General features: G+C 61.1%; 15 protein-coding genes. 7 read left to right on the top strand and 8 right to left on the bottom strand.

Annotated elements, in window-relative coordinates; all coding sequences use genetic code 11:
* Window positions 1-200 precede the first annotated feature (200 nt).
* The 4 genes from MESAU_RS13740 (at window position 201) to MESAU_RS31190 (ending at window position 4,697) form a co-directional block, all read left to right on the top strand.
* Window positions 201-1,052 (top strand): carbohydrate ABC transporter permease, encoded by an 852-nt coding sequence (locus MESAU_RS13740; protein ID WP_411909919.1) that lies wholly within the window; start codon window positions 201-203, stop codon window positions 1,050-1,052.
* Between the two features lies 1 nt (window position 1,053).
* A complete protein-coding gene (locus MESAU_RS13735; protein ID WP_015316623.1) occupies window positions 1,054-1,950 on the top strand; it encodes a carbohydrate ABC transporter permease in 897 nt (298 codons plus the stop codon).
* 283 nt (window positions 1,951-2,233) lie between these two features.
* Complete coding sequence (locus MESAU_RS13730; protein ID WP_245262978.1) at window positions 2,234-4,252, top strand: sensor histidine kinase; 2,019 nt, start codon at window positions 2,234-2,236, stop codon at window positions 4,250-4,252.
* 145 nt (window positions 4,253-4,397) lie between these two features.
* Window positions 4,398-4,697 carry a hypothetical protein gene (locus MESAU_RS31190; RefSeq protein WP_015316621.1) on the top strand — a complete coding sequence of 100 codons (300 nt, stop codon included), beginning with the start codon at window positions 4,398-4,400 and terminating at the stop codon, window positions 4,695-4,697.
* Between the two features lie 351 nt (window positions 4,698-5,048).
* Here the strand turns inward: MESAU_RS31190 and MESAU_RS13720 are convergent, their stop codons facing one another.
* Window positions 5,049-5,894, bottom strand: coding sequence for an SDR family NAD(P)-dependent oxidoreductase (locus tag MESAU_RS13720; protein WP_015316620.1), 846 nt, complete (start codon window positions 5,892-5,894; stop codon window positions 5,049-5,051).
* Window positions 5,895-6,194: 300 nt separating this feature from the next.
* Here MESAU_RS13720 and MESAU_RS13715 point away from each other — a divergent pair, with 300 nt between their 5' ends.
* From MESAU_RS13715 to MESAU_RS31890, 3 genes are all read left to right on the top strand, one after another.
* Window positions 6,195-6,671, top strand: coding sequence for an Hsp20 family protein (locus MESAU_RS13715; RefSeq protein WP_015316619.1), 477 nt, complete (start codon window positions 6,195-6,197; stop codon window positions 6,669-6,671).
* A gap of 87 nt (window positions 6,672-6,758) precedes the next feature.
* Window positions 6,759-7,268 (top strand): Hsp20/alpha crystallin family protein, encoded by a 510-nt coding sequence (locus MESAU_RS13710; RefSeq protein ID WP_015316618.1) that lies wholly within the window; start codon window positions 6,759-6,761, stop codon window positions 7,266-7,268.
* Between the two features lie 75 nt (window positions 7,269-7,343).
* Window positions 7,344-7,820, top strand: coding sequence for an ETC complex I subunit (locus MESAU_RS31890; RefSeq protein ID WP_015316617.1), 477 nt, complete (start codon window positions 7,344-7,346; stop codon window positions 7,818-7,820).
* Window positions 7,821-8,184: 364 nt separating this feature from the next.
* Here MESAU_RS31890 and MESAU_RS13700 read toward each other — a convergent pair whose 3' ends face one another.
* The 7 genes from MESAU_RS13700 to MESAU_RS13670 all read right to left on the bottom strand — a co-directional run bounded on the left by MESAU_RS13700 (window position 8,185) and on the right by MESAU_RS13670 (window position 15,122).
* Window positions 8,185-8,412, bottom strand: coding sequence for a hypothetical protein (locus MESAU_RS13700; protein ID WP_041163370.1), 228 nt, complete (start codon window positions 8,410-8,412; stop codon window positions 8,185-8,187).
* 134 nt (window positions 8,413-8,546) lie between these two features.
* Window positions 8,547-9,590, bottom strand: a complete 1,044-nt coding sequence (locus MESAU_RS13695; RefSeq protein WP_015316616.1) for a sensor histidine kinase — start codon at window positions 9,588-9,590, stop codon at window positions 8,547-8,549.
* A complete protein-coding gene (locus MESAU_RS13690) occupies window positions 9,587-11,077 on the bottom strand; it encodes an ATPase domain-containing protein (protein WP_015316615.1) in 1,491 nt (496 codons plus the stop codon). Before MESAU_RS13690 ends, MESAU_RS13695 begins: the two co-directional genes overlap by 4 nt.
* A gap of 319 nt (window positions 11,078-11,396) precedes the next feature.
* Complete coding sequence (locus tag MESAU_RS13685; protein WP_041163369.1) at window positions 11,397-11,666, bottom strand: hypothetical protein; 270 nt, start codon at window positions 11,664-11,666, stop codon at window positions 11,397-11,399.
* Between the two features lie 165 nt (window positions 11,667-11,831).
* Window positions 11,832-13,040 (bottom strand): ROK family transcriptional regulator, encoded by a 1,209-nt coding sequence (locus MESAU_RS13680; protein ID WP_015316614.1) that lies wholly within the window; start codon window positions 13,038-13,040, stop codon window positions 11,832-11,834.
* A 127-nt stretch (window positions 13,041-13,167) separates the two neighbouring features.
* Window positions 13,168-14,190, bottom strand: a complete 1,023-nt coding sequence (locus MESAU_RS13675; RefSeq protein ID WP_015316613.1) for an SIS domain-containing protein — start codon at window positions 14,188-14,190, stop codon at window positions 13,168-13,170.
* The gene (locus MESAU_RS13670; RefSeq protein WP_425339441.1) at window positions 14,187-15,122 is read right to left on the bottom strand and encodes a BadF/BadG/BcrA/BcrD ATPase family protein; all 936 of its coding nucleotides are present in this window, start codon (window positions 15,120-15,122) and stop codon (window positions 14,187-14,189) included. Before MESAU_RS13670 ends, MESAU_RS13675 begins: the two co-directional genes overlap by 4 nt.
* Window positions 15,123-15,215: the final 93 nt, after the last annotated feature.

Here is a 15,215-nt window from a genome sequence, read left to right as displayed (position 1 = left end):
GCCGCCGAAAGGCACGCGCCCACAAGGAGAGAGCGCGGACCAATGGGCCCGCGCGCCAGCAGTCCACGAAAGTCGAAGGACTGCTGCCACTCGATACCCGCCACAGGAGCCCTTTCATGGCCGCGACAACCGCCGCCCCGCCCCGCCCCTCCTTCTTGTCGCGAATTGCCGAAAGCCGTGGCCTGCTCAGCTTTGGCTTTATGCTGCCGACAGTGGCGCTGCTGCTGGTCTTTCTGACCTATCCGCTGGGGCTGGGCGTCTGGCTCGGCTTTACCGACGCCCGCATCGGCAGGCCGGGCGTCTTCATCGGCCTGGAGAACTATGAATACCTCTGGGACGACAGCGTATTCTGGCTGTCCGTGTTCAACACGCTTCTCTACACGGTGAGCGCGTCTATCCTGAAGTTCGCCCTCGGCCTTTGGCTGGCGTTGCTGCTCAACGAGAACCTGCCGTTCAAATCGTTTTTCCGCGCCGTGGTGCTCCTTCCCTGGGTGGTGCCGACGGTGCTGTCGGCGATCGCCTTCTGGTGGATCTACGATTCGCAATTCTCGATCATCTCCTGGGCTCTCAAGCAGATGGGCCTCATCGACCACAACATCAACTTCCTTGGCGATCCGCAAAACGCGCGCGCTTCGGTAATCGCGGCTAATGTCTGGCGCGGCATTCCCTTCGTCGCCATAACGCTGCTTGCCGGCCTGCAGACGATCCCGCAATCACTCTACGAAGCCGCCACGCTGGACGGCGCCGGTCGATGGCAGCTGTTTCGCTATGTCACCTTGCCGCTGCTGACGCCGATCATCGCCATCACCATGACCTTTTCGGTGCTGTTCACCTTCACCGATTTCCAGCTCATCTATGTGCTGACGCGCGGCGGCCCGGTGAACGCCACACATCTCATGGCGACGCTTTCTTTCCAACGTGGCATTTCGGGCGGGCAGCTCGGCGAAGGCGCAGCCATCGCCGTTGCGATGATCCCGTTCCTGCTGGGCGCGATCCTGTTCAGCTATTTCGGCCTGCAGCGACGCAGGTGGCAGCAAGGCGGCGGAGATTGAGATGGCTCTGATCGATCCCAAGGCAAATGCAGCCGGCGACGACGAAGGTGGCATGACCTATCTGCAAAGCATGCCGCGTCGCGTAGTGACGATCTATGTCCCGTTGGCCATTTTCGTCGTCGTGCTGCTCTTTCCCTTCTACTGGATGACGATCACCGCGATCAAACCCAACGCGGAAATGACGAGTTACGACACATCGAGCCCGTTCTGGGTAGTCCACCCGACCTTGCAGAACATCCGCTACCTGCTTTTCGAGACCTCCTATCCCGGCTGGCTACTCAACACGACGATTATTTCGGTCGCCGCTACCGTGCTGTCGCTTGTCGCCGCAGTCTTGGCTTCGTATGCGATCGAGCGACTGCGCTTTTCCGGCTCGCGCCAGGTCGGGCTGGCCGTGTTCCTCGCCTATCTCGTCCCGCCATCCATCCTGTTCATTCCGCTGTCGGTGATGGTGTTCAATCTCGGGCTTTATGACACGCCCTTTGCCCTGATCCTGACTTATCCGACTTTCCTGGTGCCCTTCTGCACCTGGTTGTTGATGGGCTATTTCCGTTCCATTCCCTTCGAACTGGAGGAGTGCGCCCTCATCGACGGCGCCAGCCGCTGGCAAGTGCTGACCAAGATCGTGCTGCCGCTGTCGGTGCCAGGGCTGATCAGCGCGGGTATCTTCGCCTTCACGCTGTCGTGGAATGAGTTCATCTACGCCCTTACCTTCATCCAGTCGTCCGAGAACAAAACCGTGCCGGTCGGCGTGCTGACCGAGCTCGTCCGCTCCGACGTTTACGAATGGGGTTCGCTCATGGCCGGCGCCCTGATCGGCTCGCTGCCGGTGGTCATCCTTTATTCCTTCTTCGTCGAGCACTACGTGTCGTCAATGACCGGCGCGGTCAAAGAGTAGCCCACGGCAGTACCGGCGGCGTGGCACCTTATGGCGTGCGCCACCGCGCACCGAGTTTACGTCACACCGGTCGCGAAGGGACGGCTGGAGCGACGAGCGCTGGCGCTATGCCGCACCACGTGATGCTTCCATCCTTGCGGTTCCCGGGACGAGCTGAGGGAAGCATTATATTCGCTTGAACTAACGCTTGCTGTTCCTGGTCCGCTGATTATGGTTGAGCGTTCCTGAGCCGGCACGGGATATGGACTTGCCTCGTCGATCAGTTCGATCGCATCTGCTTGGATTGATCGCCGCCGCAGTTGTCCCGGTGTGGCTGTTTGCCGGCTACTTGCTAGGCCAATATGCACTGCAGGAACGATATCGTTTTGAGCAGGATGCCGTGCAAACGGCTCGCCAGGTGTCGCTGGTTGTAGAGGGCGAGCTGGCAAATCTCCAAACCATCCTCGACGGCCTTTCCAAATCCCCCGCGCTGGCCAGTGGCGATCTGCAAGGCTTCCACCGCGAGGCGCTCGATCTTGTCCACGGGACGGACCGGACGATCGTCCTGCGCGATCTTGGCCGCAATCAGCTGATGAACACCGAAATCGGATACGGTGCAGCCTTGCCGTCGGTCGCACCGATAGAAGCTGTCGACCGCGAGAAACTCAACCGTTCCGGAGTTTTCGTCAGCGATGTCTTCACCGACAAAGGCTCAGGCGAATACCGCGTGGCTGTTGCCATTCGGGTGCCCGCTCCGAAGGGAGAGGACCTGCTTCTTTCACTTTCTGTACCGACTGCCCGGATCCGCGATGTTTTGATGCGGGCCGTCCCGGAAGGATGGACGGTGGGCGTGGGAGATCGCGACGGAAATTACGTTGCCCGTTCCAAGTTGCACGACGAATGGACCGGAAAGCCCGGATTGCCCGGATACGTGGAAAAGATTGTTGGGCGCTCGGGCTCATTCACGTCCCGCAACTTCGAAGGGGCGACGCTGCTGGCAGGCTACTACAGGTCTCCGCACTCTGATTGGTTCTACACCGCAAACGTACCGCTTTCAGCAGCGCAGGCGCCGCTCTGGCGCTCGCTTGCCGCGATTTGCGGGATAGGTCTCCTTTCGCTTCTTGTTTCGGTTGCTCTGGGGTATTTCGTCGGCAAGAGATTTACCCAGGCCACCGCTGAACTGGCGACACGGGCCGAAGCGCTGGGTCATGGCCGAAGCGTCGAACCCCTGTCGACCTCGGTTACGGAGTTCGCTGCCATCGCCCAGGCGATGGTGGATGCAGAGCGGGCGATCGCCGAACGGCGCTACGAGTTGGAGGCGGTGTTGGAGACAGCGCCGGCGGCAGTCTGGTTTACCTACGATCCGAAGGCTCTTCAGGTTATCCGCAACCGGTTCGCGGCCGAACTCATGGGCTTGCCAACCGACGCGCACAAATCCTTCGGCAGGCCCGACCTCGTCATCGACACCGTGGCCGTCAAGGACGGGCACGTAGTGAGCCGCGAAGACCGCCCTCTTAGCCGCGCCATGCGCGGGCAGCTGACGGATCATGAAGAGTTCGCCTACACGCTGCCGTCAGGTGTCGAGCGCTTTCTACTTTCCAGCGCACGTCCAATTCGCAGCCCCGGTGGCCGCATCATAGGGGCCGTACAAATCAGTCTCGACATCACAGAACGCAAACGCGGCGAGGAGCAGCTCAAATTGTTGACCAATGAGCTGAACCATCGCGTGAAGAATATCCTTGCCGTGGTTCAGTCCATTGCCTCCCAGACACTGCGCAACGCCACAAGTTTGTCTGAAGCAGGACGCACGCTCTCCAGCCGTCTCGTCTCGCTGGCCCGCGCGAACGACCTGCTTATCCAGCAGAACTGGAGTGGCGCCGACGTCAAGGATCTGGTTGCCACATCGGTCAGCTCACACGCACCGATCGACCGCTTCAACATTAGCGGCGAGTCGGTCTGGCTACCGCCGAACGTCGCTCTTTCGGCCGCTCTGGCTTTTCATGAGCTGACGACGAATGCGCTCAAGTATGGAGCACTGTCGAACGAGACCGGCACGGTGTCGATTCAGTGGAAGCTCCTCGGGCAAAAACAGCATCGCTGGCTCAATTTGGAATGGCGCGAACGAGGAGGTCCACCTGTTGAACCGGTCGAGCGAAAGGGCTTCGGCACGCAGCTCCTCGAGCGCGTGTTTGCCTCCGGCACGTCAGGGCGCGTCACTCTGAAGTTCCAGAAATCGGGACTGGTCTGCACCATGCGCGTGAATTCCGCGTCTCAGGTCAATCCCACGGTAGACAATGACGACACCCCCGGAGGGGAATCGTAGAAATCTCCAGCGAAGCTCTCGCCGCGGGGTAGGCCCGAGCACAGTGCTTTCGGAGAGGGACCATATTCCTCTCTGGTCAAGATTCTCTTGACACATGCGTTCCCATTTTGTTCACTGTCGGCAACATAGCCACAGGAGGCGCGCCATGAGGCTTCGGCTGGAAATCAAAGGAGCTTCCCCGGAAGAGAAGCAGCGCGGCATCGACGCAGCAAGCGCGGTCTTTGCCGCGGCGGGAATATCGCCTGAACAGGGAGCGGATGGAATGTTCGCGCTGGAAGGCTGGGACGATTCGAGTTTTCACGATGACATGGAGCCGGATGAAGACGAGGATGAAGCGGCGAGCGTGTGGATGCAGGCAAACAAGGCTGCGATTGAAGCGTGTTGCGCCGATTGGCCGGCCGATGCCGTGCCAGGAAACTATCTTTTACTGGAATTGGTCGCCTGATCAGACATCGAAAAGGTCGCTCAGCCCCACGCCGATCTCGCCGATGATGTCGGGCGTGTTGTGACGCGGCGATCCGACCTTGCTGTCGACCGGTGATATCTTCATCAGTTCAGAGCTGAATGGCTTCACGCAGGCGGTCTGGGCCAAGCTGGCGCATGTAATCGGCCGGCGCCAGGAGCACCGGATTCATGGGTCCTCGCCATCAACTCATTAGGCTCGCACTCACGCCAGCGGAGACGCGCCTGTGGTCGCGGAGAGCGCAATCGTAAAAAAAGCCCGCCAGTAGCCTGGCACTGGCAAAGCCAATTCCATCTTTCGCACCGGCACCGGTGATGGGCGCTTTTAATTCTCTCAGTTTGGTTCCTGCTGGTTGGACGTATCTGCCAATTTTCCCGAAAACAGCGCAGGACCGCGCGTCTTGAGCAGCGACAAGGACGCGTAATCGAGGATCGACAATCCGCCATCGACCACAAGCGTCTGACCGGTGATGAAGGATGCTTCATGACTTGCGAGGAAGGCCACCGCTGCAGCAATCTCCCTAGGCGTTCCCATGCGGTTGAAGACACCCGGCGGGACTTCCCATTCGCCCGAGGAATTCGTGCTCGACGCAGGTTCTTTTTCATCGAGCTCTGTTGCGATCCAGCCGGGGCTGACACAATTTGCCCGAATTCCGAATAGCGCACCTTCCACCGCCAGCGAGCGTGTGAGCGCCTCCACTCCCGCCTTCGCAACACCGTACAGTCCCCAGTTTCCGTGCAGTGTGGCCGTCGACGAGATGTTTACAATCGACCCACCGCCGCAGTCGCGCATCACCGGAAGCGCGTAGGAGGAGACGAAGTAGGTCGAATCGAGATTGGGGCCGCGCAACTTCGACCAACGCTGGCCCGGCGATTCATTGCCCTCGATGCCTGACCTGCGGGAGCCGACCCCGGCATTGTTCACGACGACGTCCAGGCTGCCCCATTGAGCAACCTTGTCCACCAATTCCGCCGCTGCCGCTTCGCTTGCCAGATCACATTGAAAGAACTTAGCTCTGCCCCCGGCAGACGCGATCTCCGATTCCACTTCCGAGCCCTTGGTGCCGTCACGACCGACAAGAGCAAGTCTGGCCCCTTCCCCGGCGAAGTACCGCGCTATTCCACGTCCGATTCCGGAATTGCCCCCAGTGACGATTACGACCTTGTCTTCAAAACGCATCTCACCGTTCTCCAAATAGGGTCTGCTCATCGCAGAGTGCTGATCTCTTCCCAGTCGGGCTGCGCCAAGGGGCAGGGTCCGATCTTATGTCGGTCGCTGAGGTCTGGCTGGTGAAGACGTGCCAAGACATCAGCACCCAGTCGAGTTCCGGTTAAAGGCATAGTAAGCCGCCGGCCTCTTGAACAGCCAATCCAATGAACTAGATGATGACGGCCGGCGCCATCGGGGCCGGTATGCCGGCCGGAGAGCATCTGGTGGCAGAAGACCTTGTATCCATATTGCTCAAAGGAGGATGTGGCTATGAGAACCACTCTCGACTTTTCTCCCCTATTCCGGTCGAGCATCGGCTTCGACCGAATGCTGAACGCGCTGGAGGCTGCGAGCCGCGTCGAAACTATCGACAACTGGCCTCCCTATGACATCGTCAAGACTGGCGAGGACGACTACCGCATAACCATGGCGGTGGCCGGTTTCTCGCAGGACGATCTGACCATCACCCAGGAGCAGAACATGCTCATGGTGTCCGGTCAAAAGGCAGGCGAGGACACCGGCCAGTATCTGCATCGCGGTATGGCCGGGCGTCCTTTCCAGCGCCGCTTTAAGTTGGCCGACCATGTGAAGGTCATGGGCGCAAGCCTAGTCAATGGCCTGCTGGCGATCGACCTCAAGCGCAAGATTCCCGAGGAGAAGAAGCCCCGCAAGATCGAGATTGCGGCCGGCGAGGCGCGGCCCAAGGTCGAGACGAAGCAGATCGAGGCCGATAAGCAGGCCGCCTGAACCGCTCACACAGCGCAAATTGGGCACGGCGTCGGGCAGTCCCCGGCGCTGGCGGGAAACAAACGAACCAACAGAAGGAGAAGAACAATGAATGTCCGTGATCTGATCCCCTGGAACCGCGGCAACGGCAACCAGGTTCCAACTGTGTTCCGCGATAGCGAGCGCGACCCATTCCTGTCACTGCATCGCGAGGTGAACCGGCTGTTCGACGACGTCTTTCGCGGGTTCGGCTCCAACCTTCCCTCTTTCAACACCCCTTCCGCCTTTAGCGGCGGTTGGCCGAGCGTCGAGATTTCCGACAATGAGAAGGAGATCAAGGTGACAGCCGAGATACCTGGCCTCGAAGAGAAGGACATCGAAGTCCTGCTCGACAACGGTGTGCTGACGTTAAACGGCGAAAAACACTCCGAAACGGAGGACAAGGACCGGCAGTTCTCCGAGCGCTTCTATGGCCACTTCGAGCGGCGCATCCCACTCGGCTACGAGGTCAAGGACGACAAGGTCGACGCGCGCTTCAGCAATGGTGTGCTGACCGTGACCTTGCCCAAGAGCGAGAGGGCGCAGTCGCAGGTCAAGCGCATCGCCATCAAGAGCTAACACATGGCAGGCGCCGGCGGCGGGCCAGCTTGCCGCCGCCGGCAGCATCCTTCGCCAGACAGGGAGGGATGAACAATGGAGACGACAAGAAAGGTCGATAGATCAACCCGAATACCAAACCCGCAGGCGTGGCCGTCGAACGACGACCTGCACAAGCCCCTTTCGATGGGGTGCTCACTCTTCCCGGACGAAGCGGTCGCGCGCATCTACAAGCCGCCGCGCGCGGTGACCACGTCGGGCAAGGCACGCTTGAAGGGCTGGCGCCTCGTTTTCGAGCGCCGCACGGCGCCGTCCATCGAGCCGCTGATGGGGTATACGAGCGGCGATGACACGCTGGCCCAGATCGAGCTTGGCTTTCCGACATTGGAATCGGCCATCCGCTACGCCGAGCGGCAGGGCCTTACCTATGTCGTCCAGACGCCGACCGCGCTGGTCGGCTACGGCCGTTGCCTGCGACTCCATGACATGCCTGAACAGGCCGGGAGTTCTACGCGCGTTTCCTCCGATGCTGTGCTTGATCGGCTCGGATTTGCCGTCCTTCAGGAAAGCTAGGGCCGCGCCCTCGGCAGTGCGGCCAATCGCAACGATCCCTCCGGATCGGATGGCTGGACATCGCCTATCGACCTGGTCCGCGATCAGACGCTGCCGCTGGAGGCGAAGCGCTCGATCCTGATGAGCTGGGCCTTGACGGAGTACCTGATCGACTAGGCGACCAATGGGGGGCATGCCTGAGAAAAGTCGGCCGTCGCGTCTCGATGAGGTCGGGCGCTGCTCGCGCTCGAACGCGAGGTTGCCGCCGACCGGGATGGTTCAGGCACGAGAGCCTCGCTCTCAGTGCGACGGCAAATGGCTGATCGGCGTGGCGACTGCGTCCTATCCCGCCTTCCGCTTTTCCACGACAAAGCGCCTCCGCGTCTCAGCCGACGCCAGCGCTCTCGTCGAAGCTGCGGGAGCTGAAATGGGCATAGCCACGGCGATGGTGCAGATCCAGCATGCCGCCGAGCGCCCAAGCCTGTCGACCGACAAAGTCTTGGTTCGAATATGGTGACACCCCTCCTGCCAAATTTGTCCGATCGCTGCCGGCGGATCGAGCCAGACCGGCAGCATCATCGCCGCAGTACAGCCCGTCGTCGAAAAGCTGCATCTCGGATTGCGTGGCCCGAGAGGGCCGATCTTTACGGATTTGGTGAGAGCGAAGCTGGCGAGACCTGCGCATCAGTTCTCCGAGCTCGGTCCCTATCTCAGCCCGACGAGATATTTTAGGTATTCGTGTTGTTCCTATGAGTAGGCAGGAACGAGCCGGGTATCTCGCACCGGAAGCTCCATGTCGAACTGCAACCCATCGGGGTCGTAGACTAGATTGATCTTCGCTTGGCACTGCACCGCGACAACTTTTTCCAGAAGTACCGTGCCAAAGCCCTTTCGCTTTGGCTCCAGTACTGCAGGTCCATCCCTTTCTCGCCAATGCAATGCAACGACCCGGTGATCGCCGACCCGTTCTATCGACCAACTTACCTCCAGCCGCCCTTTCGGCCGGGACAAAGCTCCGTACTTGGAGGAATTGGAGGCGAGCTCGTGAAACGCCATGCCTACAGGAATGGCAAGGTCAGCCACCAGCGCTACATCGGGCCCCTCAAGCACGACCCGTGAAGACCCGCTCGTGTCGTAATGGCGAAGTTCTCCCTCAAGAAGCTGGCGCAAAGACGCTGTCTGCCAGTAGTCGTCAGTCAGAATGGAATGTGTGTCCGCGAGGGAGACAATTCGTGCCGAAAAGTCGCGGACAAAGTCTTCGACCCGCCCGCTCGTTCGCGCTGTGGCGCTCATCATGGCGCGAACGTTGGCAAGAGTGTTCTTGACCCTATGATGGAGTTCGCGGATCAACAATTTCTGGCGATCAGCCACTTCTTGCTTCTGTTCGATGTACGACTTGACTTCTAACTGGCGGCTGCGGGCACGCAGTGCCGAGCGGACCGAGTTGACCAAGCTGGAGGCCAGGAACGGCCGCTCAAGGACGATCAAGTGCCGGTCTAGAAAATTTAGCCGCTTGTCGAACTCCGTCTCCCGCATCACCAGCAATACGATCGGATAGTCCGACCAAGCCGGCTGCATGTCGAGCCAGGCTGCCAACGCAGTACGATCAGCGTGAAGCAAAGCTTCCTCGGTGACGACGAGACATCTGGCAGTCTCGAGCGCTGCTACCACGTCATCAAGGGTTTTGCAGATATGTGTAGAGATCCCGCTTTCGGCGAGAATGGAGGCCGCTATCTTGGCGTCTCGCCCGAGCGGAGCAAGGATTAGCACGTCTCCCTCACGGGCGTTCATGCCGGGTCCTTATCTTCCAGAAGTTCCGAGGATTTTCCCTCGAAAAGTGGCACGCCCGTCAAAATCCCCCGGAACTGCGCCAGTGGCTCTCCCACAGAAAGACCTTGGGTACCGATCCTGAATTCCCGGATGGTGTCCTCATGCGGCCCGACCCTTTTCTTGACAACGGAGATCGCGCGTCGGAGCCGGCCGCCGCTCTCAAAGAACCTAAGCAGCATAACCGCATCGCAGAGGTAGGTGATGTCAATCGGGACGGACATGTTGCCAATGAGCCCATGATTGGCAAGCAGCAGAATGGTGACAACGCCTTTTTGATTGAGGTAAGTCAAAATTTCATGCATTTGCAGGACAAGATACTGTTGTTCCGCTAGGGCGTTCAAGTACCCCGTGAGGCTGTCGATGACAACAATACGCACGTTGGACGCTTCGACCGCCCTTTGAATCAGGGTCGACAGTTCGCCTGGCGACAAATCGGCTGGATCAATCTGTTCGAGGAGAAGCGATCCTTGGTCGACAAACTTCTGCAGATCCAAGCCAACACCGGCAGCACGCGTTAGAAAGATGCGCTTGGTTTCGTCGAATAGGAGCACTAGCACGCGCTCGCCCCGCAACAACGCAGCATGGCCATAGGACGAGGCGATTGTGGATTTCCCAACACCAGAGGGGCCAATCAACAGGGTGCTGGTACCCCTGTCGAGCCCGCCTCCGATGAGCGCGTCGACCGAACTATCGCTGGTGGCTGGTGGACCGTGCAGTCCTTCTTCATGTTCGGCCGCGACAAGGCGCGGAAACACAATCACTCCGCCGGGGCGGATGACAAACTCATGGAACCCACCCCGGATCTCAACACCGCGCATCTTGATGACCCGCAGACGGCGGCGTTCACTGCCATAGATTGGCGATAGCTGCTCCATGCGGATCACGCCGTGGCTAATCGAATGCAGATTGAAGTCGTCATGCTCAGCGGTGAGATCGTCGAGAAGCAGGACCGTCGCGTTGTTGAGTAAGAAAAAGCTTTTCAAGGCCAGAACCTGCCGCCTATACCGCAAAGAACCTTGTGAAAGAAGGCGAATTTCCGAAAGCGAGTCGAAGACAACTCTATTAGGCTTCAGCGTTTCTATCTCCGCCAGCGCGGACCGAACGGTTTCGCCGAGTTCCAGGTCGGAAGAGTGCACCAGCGTCTGCAACTGTGATGGATCGAGACTCAATTCCGGAGGCACAAGTTCAAGAATTACGATGCCGTCGAGAGTCCAGCCGTGACGAGTTGCGACGGCAAGCAACTCACGTTTGCTCTCAGAAAGGGTGATGTAGAGGCAGGTTTCGCCTGCCGCGACGCCTTCGATCAAGAACTGAAGGCCGAGCGTCGTCTTGCCTGAGCCTGGACGTCCCTCGATTAGGTGCGATCTGTATCTGGCATATCCCCCGCGCAGGACATAGTCCAAGCCAGGTACGCCAGTCGGTGTCGGTGCCGCGTCATCTTGGTCCAAGGGGTCCCCTTTGTGGTCTGGTGGACCGCCAACAACGGCCAGTTTTCTTAAAGGTTCCTATGAGGCGATTGTGCGTCCGACGGGCGCCGGAAGACGTCGTAAAGCCGCTCGTACGGCAGACAGTCGGAACGCCGACAGTTCCAGGATATGGCCGAGATGGAAGCAGAATGCTCCCTGTGACGGAGGCGCCCTTCGACGCCTTTTCGGGCGAGTTGACCAGCACCGGCAGTGTCGTTCGGGTCTGCAGGCCGTGCGTTAAACTGCCGGCTGCAGGGCCGCCCAGCAGCATGCCAAAGACGGCGCGGCTCGTGGGGATCAGCTAGCAGATCGAGCTCGTCGTCGAGGCCGGTCGCCTGCAGTTGGTCGCGAACATATCGCAGCGCCGAGAAACCTCGATCGCGACTTCCGACGGAATCGAACAGCGTAATCTGCATGGCGTCTCGCCGACCTTGCGCCTGGCAGCGACAACTTGCCAGAATTCTGTGACGGTATGGATGAGATCCAGCTGTTGGATTTCGCCTCGATACGGCACGCCGTCCCCTGCCTGCGCAGCGTGCTTGGTTTTATCGGCATGACCGATGTCCGTCATCCGCTTCTAGGGCGTCGCCAAGGGACCCGACGCGGTCACCGAAGCATTCGCCAAGGCGACCGCCTAGGTGTATGCCGTCGTGGCGGCGACGCGCGAAGTCGCTGCGAACGGGTAGGCACGGCGTCATCCAGCATGGAAGGCAGGCGCCCGGCGCCTGCCTTTTTCTTACCAAGTGTCCCTTGCGTCCGCCTGCAACTCGGACAGAGGCGGCAGCACGACAGCCGGATGCCGGCCTTCGCGCAGCATCAGTCCGAGGCTGTAGTCCATGGCCAGTTTCACCGCCCCCAGCGCGGTGCCGCCATCTTCAAGCGAACTGACGGCTATCCGTGTGGGCCATGCAAGTTCCGCCGCCACGTTTTCAACGCTTTCCGTCATCAGCGGGTTTCTGCCAACACCGCCGCCAAGCACGATCAATCCGGGATCAAGCATGCCGATGCAGCCGGCCGCCAGCCTGCCGATATCGGCGGCATGACGCTCGACGGCCACTATGGCCGGCCGTGACCCTTCAAGCGCGCGCGCGAACAGACCTTTGGCCGAGTCTGGCGGCGCCCCCTCTCCGGCGGGCCAGTCGGCACGGCAGCGCTCGATCAGCGCCCGTGAGCCGAGATAATGCTCGAGCCCCTCACGATAGGGCGTTTCGCTGGCTGACCACGGAAACGGCATGCGGCCAACTTCGCCGGCCGCACCGCCGGCGCCGCGAAACAAGCGTCCTTCGGTGATGAAGCCGAGCCCGATCCGTACGCCAACCTGCAGGAAGGCGAAGGTCCGGTGGCCCTGCGCGGCGCCAAAATGCATTTCGCCGATAGCCGCGCAGTTTACGTTGTTTTCCAGGATGATCGGCACCTCGATGCTACGGCGCAGCAGGCCAAGCACCGCGGACGGCCCACCAGGGCGGTCGAAACGATCATTGGATACAATGCGCGGCACCGCCACGGCGATGGCCCGCAGCGCGCGAAAACTCTTGCCGACCTTGGCCATCGTGGCGCGCGCCACCGACAGGACGATGGCGCCGACCTCGTCGGCATCGCCGGCGTTGGCTTCCGGAATCGGTTCTTCCGCAGATGCCAGCTTCTGTGTGTCCATCGAATAGGCAACCGCCCGCACCTGGGCGGCGCCGACATCGATGCCAATCGCGTAGCCCGCTCCCGAGCCGATGCCGTAGATGGTCGCGGTGCGGCCAATGGCGCCGCGTTCCAGGCCGCGCGAGGCGACGAGACCGAGCGCGCTCAGCTCCGACACAGCTGCCGACATCGTCGGCTTCGACAGGTCGAGCATGGCACCGAGCTTCGGCCGCGTGACCGGCCCATGGGCGGCGAGCACGCGCAGCACGGCTCGGGCGCTGTCGGTCAGATTGGGGATTTCCGCAGCCGTCATCTCAGCCGTTCGACCTTTGCCCTGAAATCCTGTCTCCGGTCGGTGCAGCGAAAACGCCGCCACGACTCAAAGTCGCATCCCGTCCTCAATGCCCCATTGGTGACCGGTTTGGCAATTTACAAGGATGTCAGACTTCCGTGGGCGACCACGGCTTCAGCTTGGTATCGGTCTGCCGGTAACGGAAAACAATGTCGGTCAGGCCGGCGGCGTCCTGCATATCGCCGACGACAAGCTGGATGGCGACGATCTCCAGAATGGCATCGGCGATGGTATTGCCAAGGCCTGGGATGGAAATCACCACCAGCCTGTCGGCCGAAACGACGTCCATGCGCCGCGTGACCAGCACCGATGGGCAGCCGAAGCCGGCGACATCCTGCGCGATCTTCACCTCACGACCATCGCCGATGGCGATCAATCCGGTCGCCGTATCCTGCGATTCCATTGGTCCATGCAGATAGTTAAGCGTATCCCATCCGGATGCCGGCACGCGAACAGCCTCACGGATCAGCATCGCCGCCTCGCCGGCATTGGCGAAGCTGACACCGGCGCCAACGATGTCGATGGATGTTCTGCCCTGCAGCAGCCGCGCCGCCTGCCCGGCAGCATGCTCCGAGCCGGAGAGGACGGTCGCGACCGCGCCGGGCAAACGCGTCCAGTCGAAGCTGTTGCCGGCAAGGCTGTCGATCAGCATGCCAAGCGCCAGCAAGGTCCCGGTGTAGCCGGTCGAGCTGGCGCCATTGTCGTCGCCCGCATCCGTGGCAAGAACAGCGCCGGTCAAATCAGCCAGCGGATTGTGGCTGCCACGGCAGACTGCCACGCGTGGCGACGCGGATGCCTCGCGCATCACATCGAAAATTTCTCGGCTCTGCCCAGAGGCCGACAATGCGATCAAGGCATCGGCGGCCGCATCCGTGCGGCCATAGAGATCTGTCGGCGTATAGGCGAAGGCCCTGATGCCTGAGGCGCGCAGATAAAGCGCGCCGGCCAGCGCCGCCTGGTAGCTGGCGCCGATGCCGGCAAGCCCGATCGTCTTGCCGGCAAAGGCTCGCAGATCGAGGGCATCGAGTGCCGCGGCCACTGAGCGCCTGCCGATCTCGAGACTTTCCGTCTGGCGCGTCACCGCCGGGCGATAGCCAATACGCTTCATCATTCAAACAGCTCCAATGTGGGAGGATAGCCCTGGCCGACGAGCAGCCGCCGGGCCAAGGCGACGCCGCCGAGCACCGGCGGCTCGCGCAGCAGCAGGATCTGGCTCGCCGGCGACACTTCCGCCATGGCCTCGACGAATGCCTTCATCAGCATCGGCTGCTCCGAGATGACACCGCCGCCAGCCACGACCAGAGCAGGATTGGCGCCGCGTTGGATCAACAGTTCGACAAGCGCGGCAAGTCCTGCCCCGCCTTCCCTGATAACGCGGACGGCCAGAGCCGATCCTGCGATGGCCGCGTCGAACACGGCATTGGCATAGCGCCCCCAGACCGCGGCACCGCGCGTTTCGTTGAGCAGGATGCCGAGCTTGGTCTGGTCGTCAGTAACGAGTTCGTGCATCAGTGCGGCAATCAGCGGGTCGCCGTCCTCGCCCCTGTCGAGGCTGTGGCGGACCGCCTTGGCGGCTTCGCGGACCAAAGCCGGCGCACTGCCCTCATCGCCGAGGATCCAGCCCCAGCCGCCGGCCGCCAGCATCTTGCCTTGGCCCGTGCGCGCCACCGCGATGGAACCTGTGCCGGCGACGACGCCGATGCCATCGCTATGGCCGGCGGCGGGCACCATCAGTTCGGCGTCATTGACCACCTGCACCGCGCCGCCGGTCCTGCTCGCCAGCAGCGCCTGGAAGCGCAGGCATTGTTCACCCGTGTCGCAGCCGTGCGCGCCGACTGCCAGCGCAACGGGCGCCACGCCACCGCACAACCCGGCGACGATGTCGGCGAGCCTCGTGGCATCGGTTTCCATCTGCCGAATACGCCAACTCTCCGTGACCAGCACCTCGTCGGCGATCGTGCGCTCGCCCACGCATGCCATGATGCGCGTCTTGGTGCCGCCTATATCCACGCCTGCAATGATTTTCTGGGTCAAGACATCCACCGCGCATGCCGGACAAAGCGGGTTGCCGCGTCCGATCATTTAGTTAGGAAACTTTACAAACTATCTTCCCAGACGGCAACAACTATGATTTGG

Origin of the sequence: Mesorhizobium australicum WSM2073, assembly GCF_000230995.2 — a bacterium.
GTDB classification, from domain to species: Bacteria; Pseudomonadota; Alphaproteobacteria; order Rhizobiales; family Rhizobiaceae; genus Mesorhizobium; species Mesorhizobium australicum.
This window is presented reverse-complemented; position numbering and strand designations above follow the sequence as displayed.

Bases quoted from the DNA above. Each gene is read 5' to 3' on its own strand.
- MESAU_RS13710 (WP_015316618.1), top strand. From the start codon at position 6,759: ATGAATGTCCGTGATCTGATCCCCTGGAACCGCGGCAACGGCAACCAG.
- MESAU_RS13685 (WP_041163369.1), bottom strand. From the start codon at position 11,666: ATGACGGACATCGGTCATGCCGATAAAACCAAGCACGCTGCGCAGGCA.
- MESAU_RS13715 (WP_015316619.1), top strand. From the start codon at position 6,195: ATGAGAACCACTCTCGACTTTTCTCCCCTATTCCGGTCGAGCATCGGC.
- MESAU_RS13695 (WP_015316616.1), bottom strand. From the start codon at position 9,590: ATGAACGCCCGTGAGGGAGACGTGCTAATCCTTGCTCCGCTCGGGCGA.
- MESAU_RS13720 (WP_015316620.1), bottom strand. From the start codon at position 5,894: ATGCGTTTTGAAGACAAGGTCGTAATCGTCACTGGGGGCAATTCCGGA.
- MESAU_RS13680 (WP_015316614.1), bottom strand. From the start codon at position 13,040: ATGACGGCTGCGGAAATCCCCAATCTGACCGACAGCGCCCGAGCCGTG.
- MESAU_RS31190 (WP_015316621.1), top strand. From the start codon at position 4,398: ATGAGGCTTCGGCTGGAAATCAAAGGAGCTTCCCCGGAAGAGAAGCAG.
- MESAU_RS13700 (WP_041163370.1), bottom strand. From the start codon at position 8,412: ATGCAGCTTTTCGACGACGGGCTGTACTGCGGCGATGATGCTGCCGGT.
- MESAU_RS13740 (WP_411909919.1), top strand. From the start codon at position 201: ATGCTGCCGACAGTGGCGCTGCTGCTGGTCTTTCTGACCTATCCGCTG.
- MESAU_RS13735 (WP_015316623.1), top strand. From the start codon at position 1,054: ATGGCTCTGATCGATCCCAAGGCAAATGCAGCCGGCGACGACGAAGGT.
- MESAU_RS31890 (WP_015316617.1), top strand. From the start codon at position 7,344: ATGGAGACGACAAGAAAGGTCGATAGATCAACCCGAATACCAAACCCG.
- MESAU_RS13675 (WP_015316613.1), bottom strand. From the start codon at position 14,190: ATGATGAAGCGTATTGGCTATCGCCCGGCGGTGACGCGCCAGACGGAA.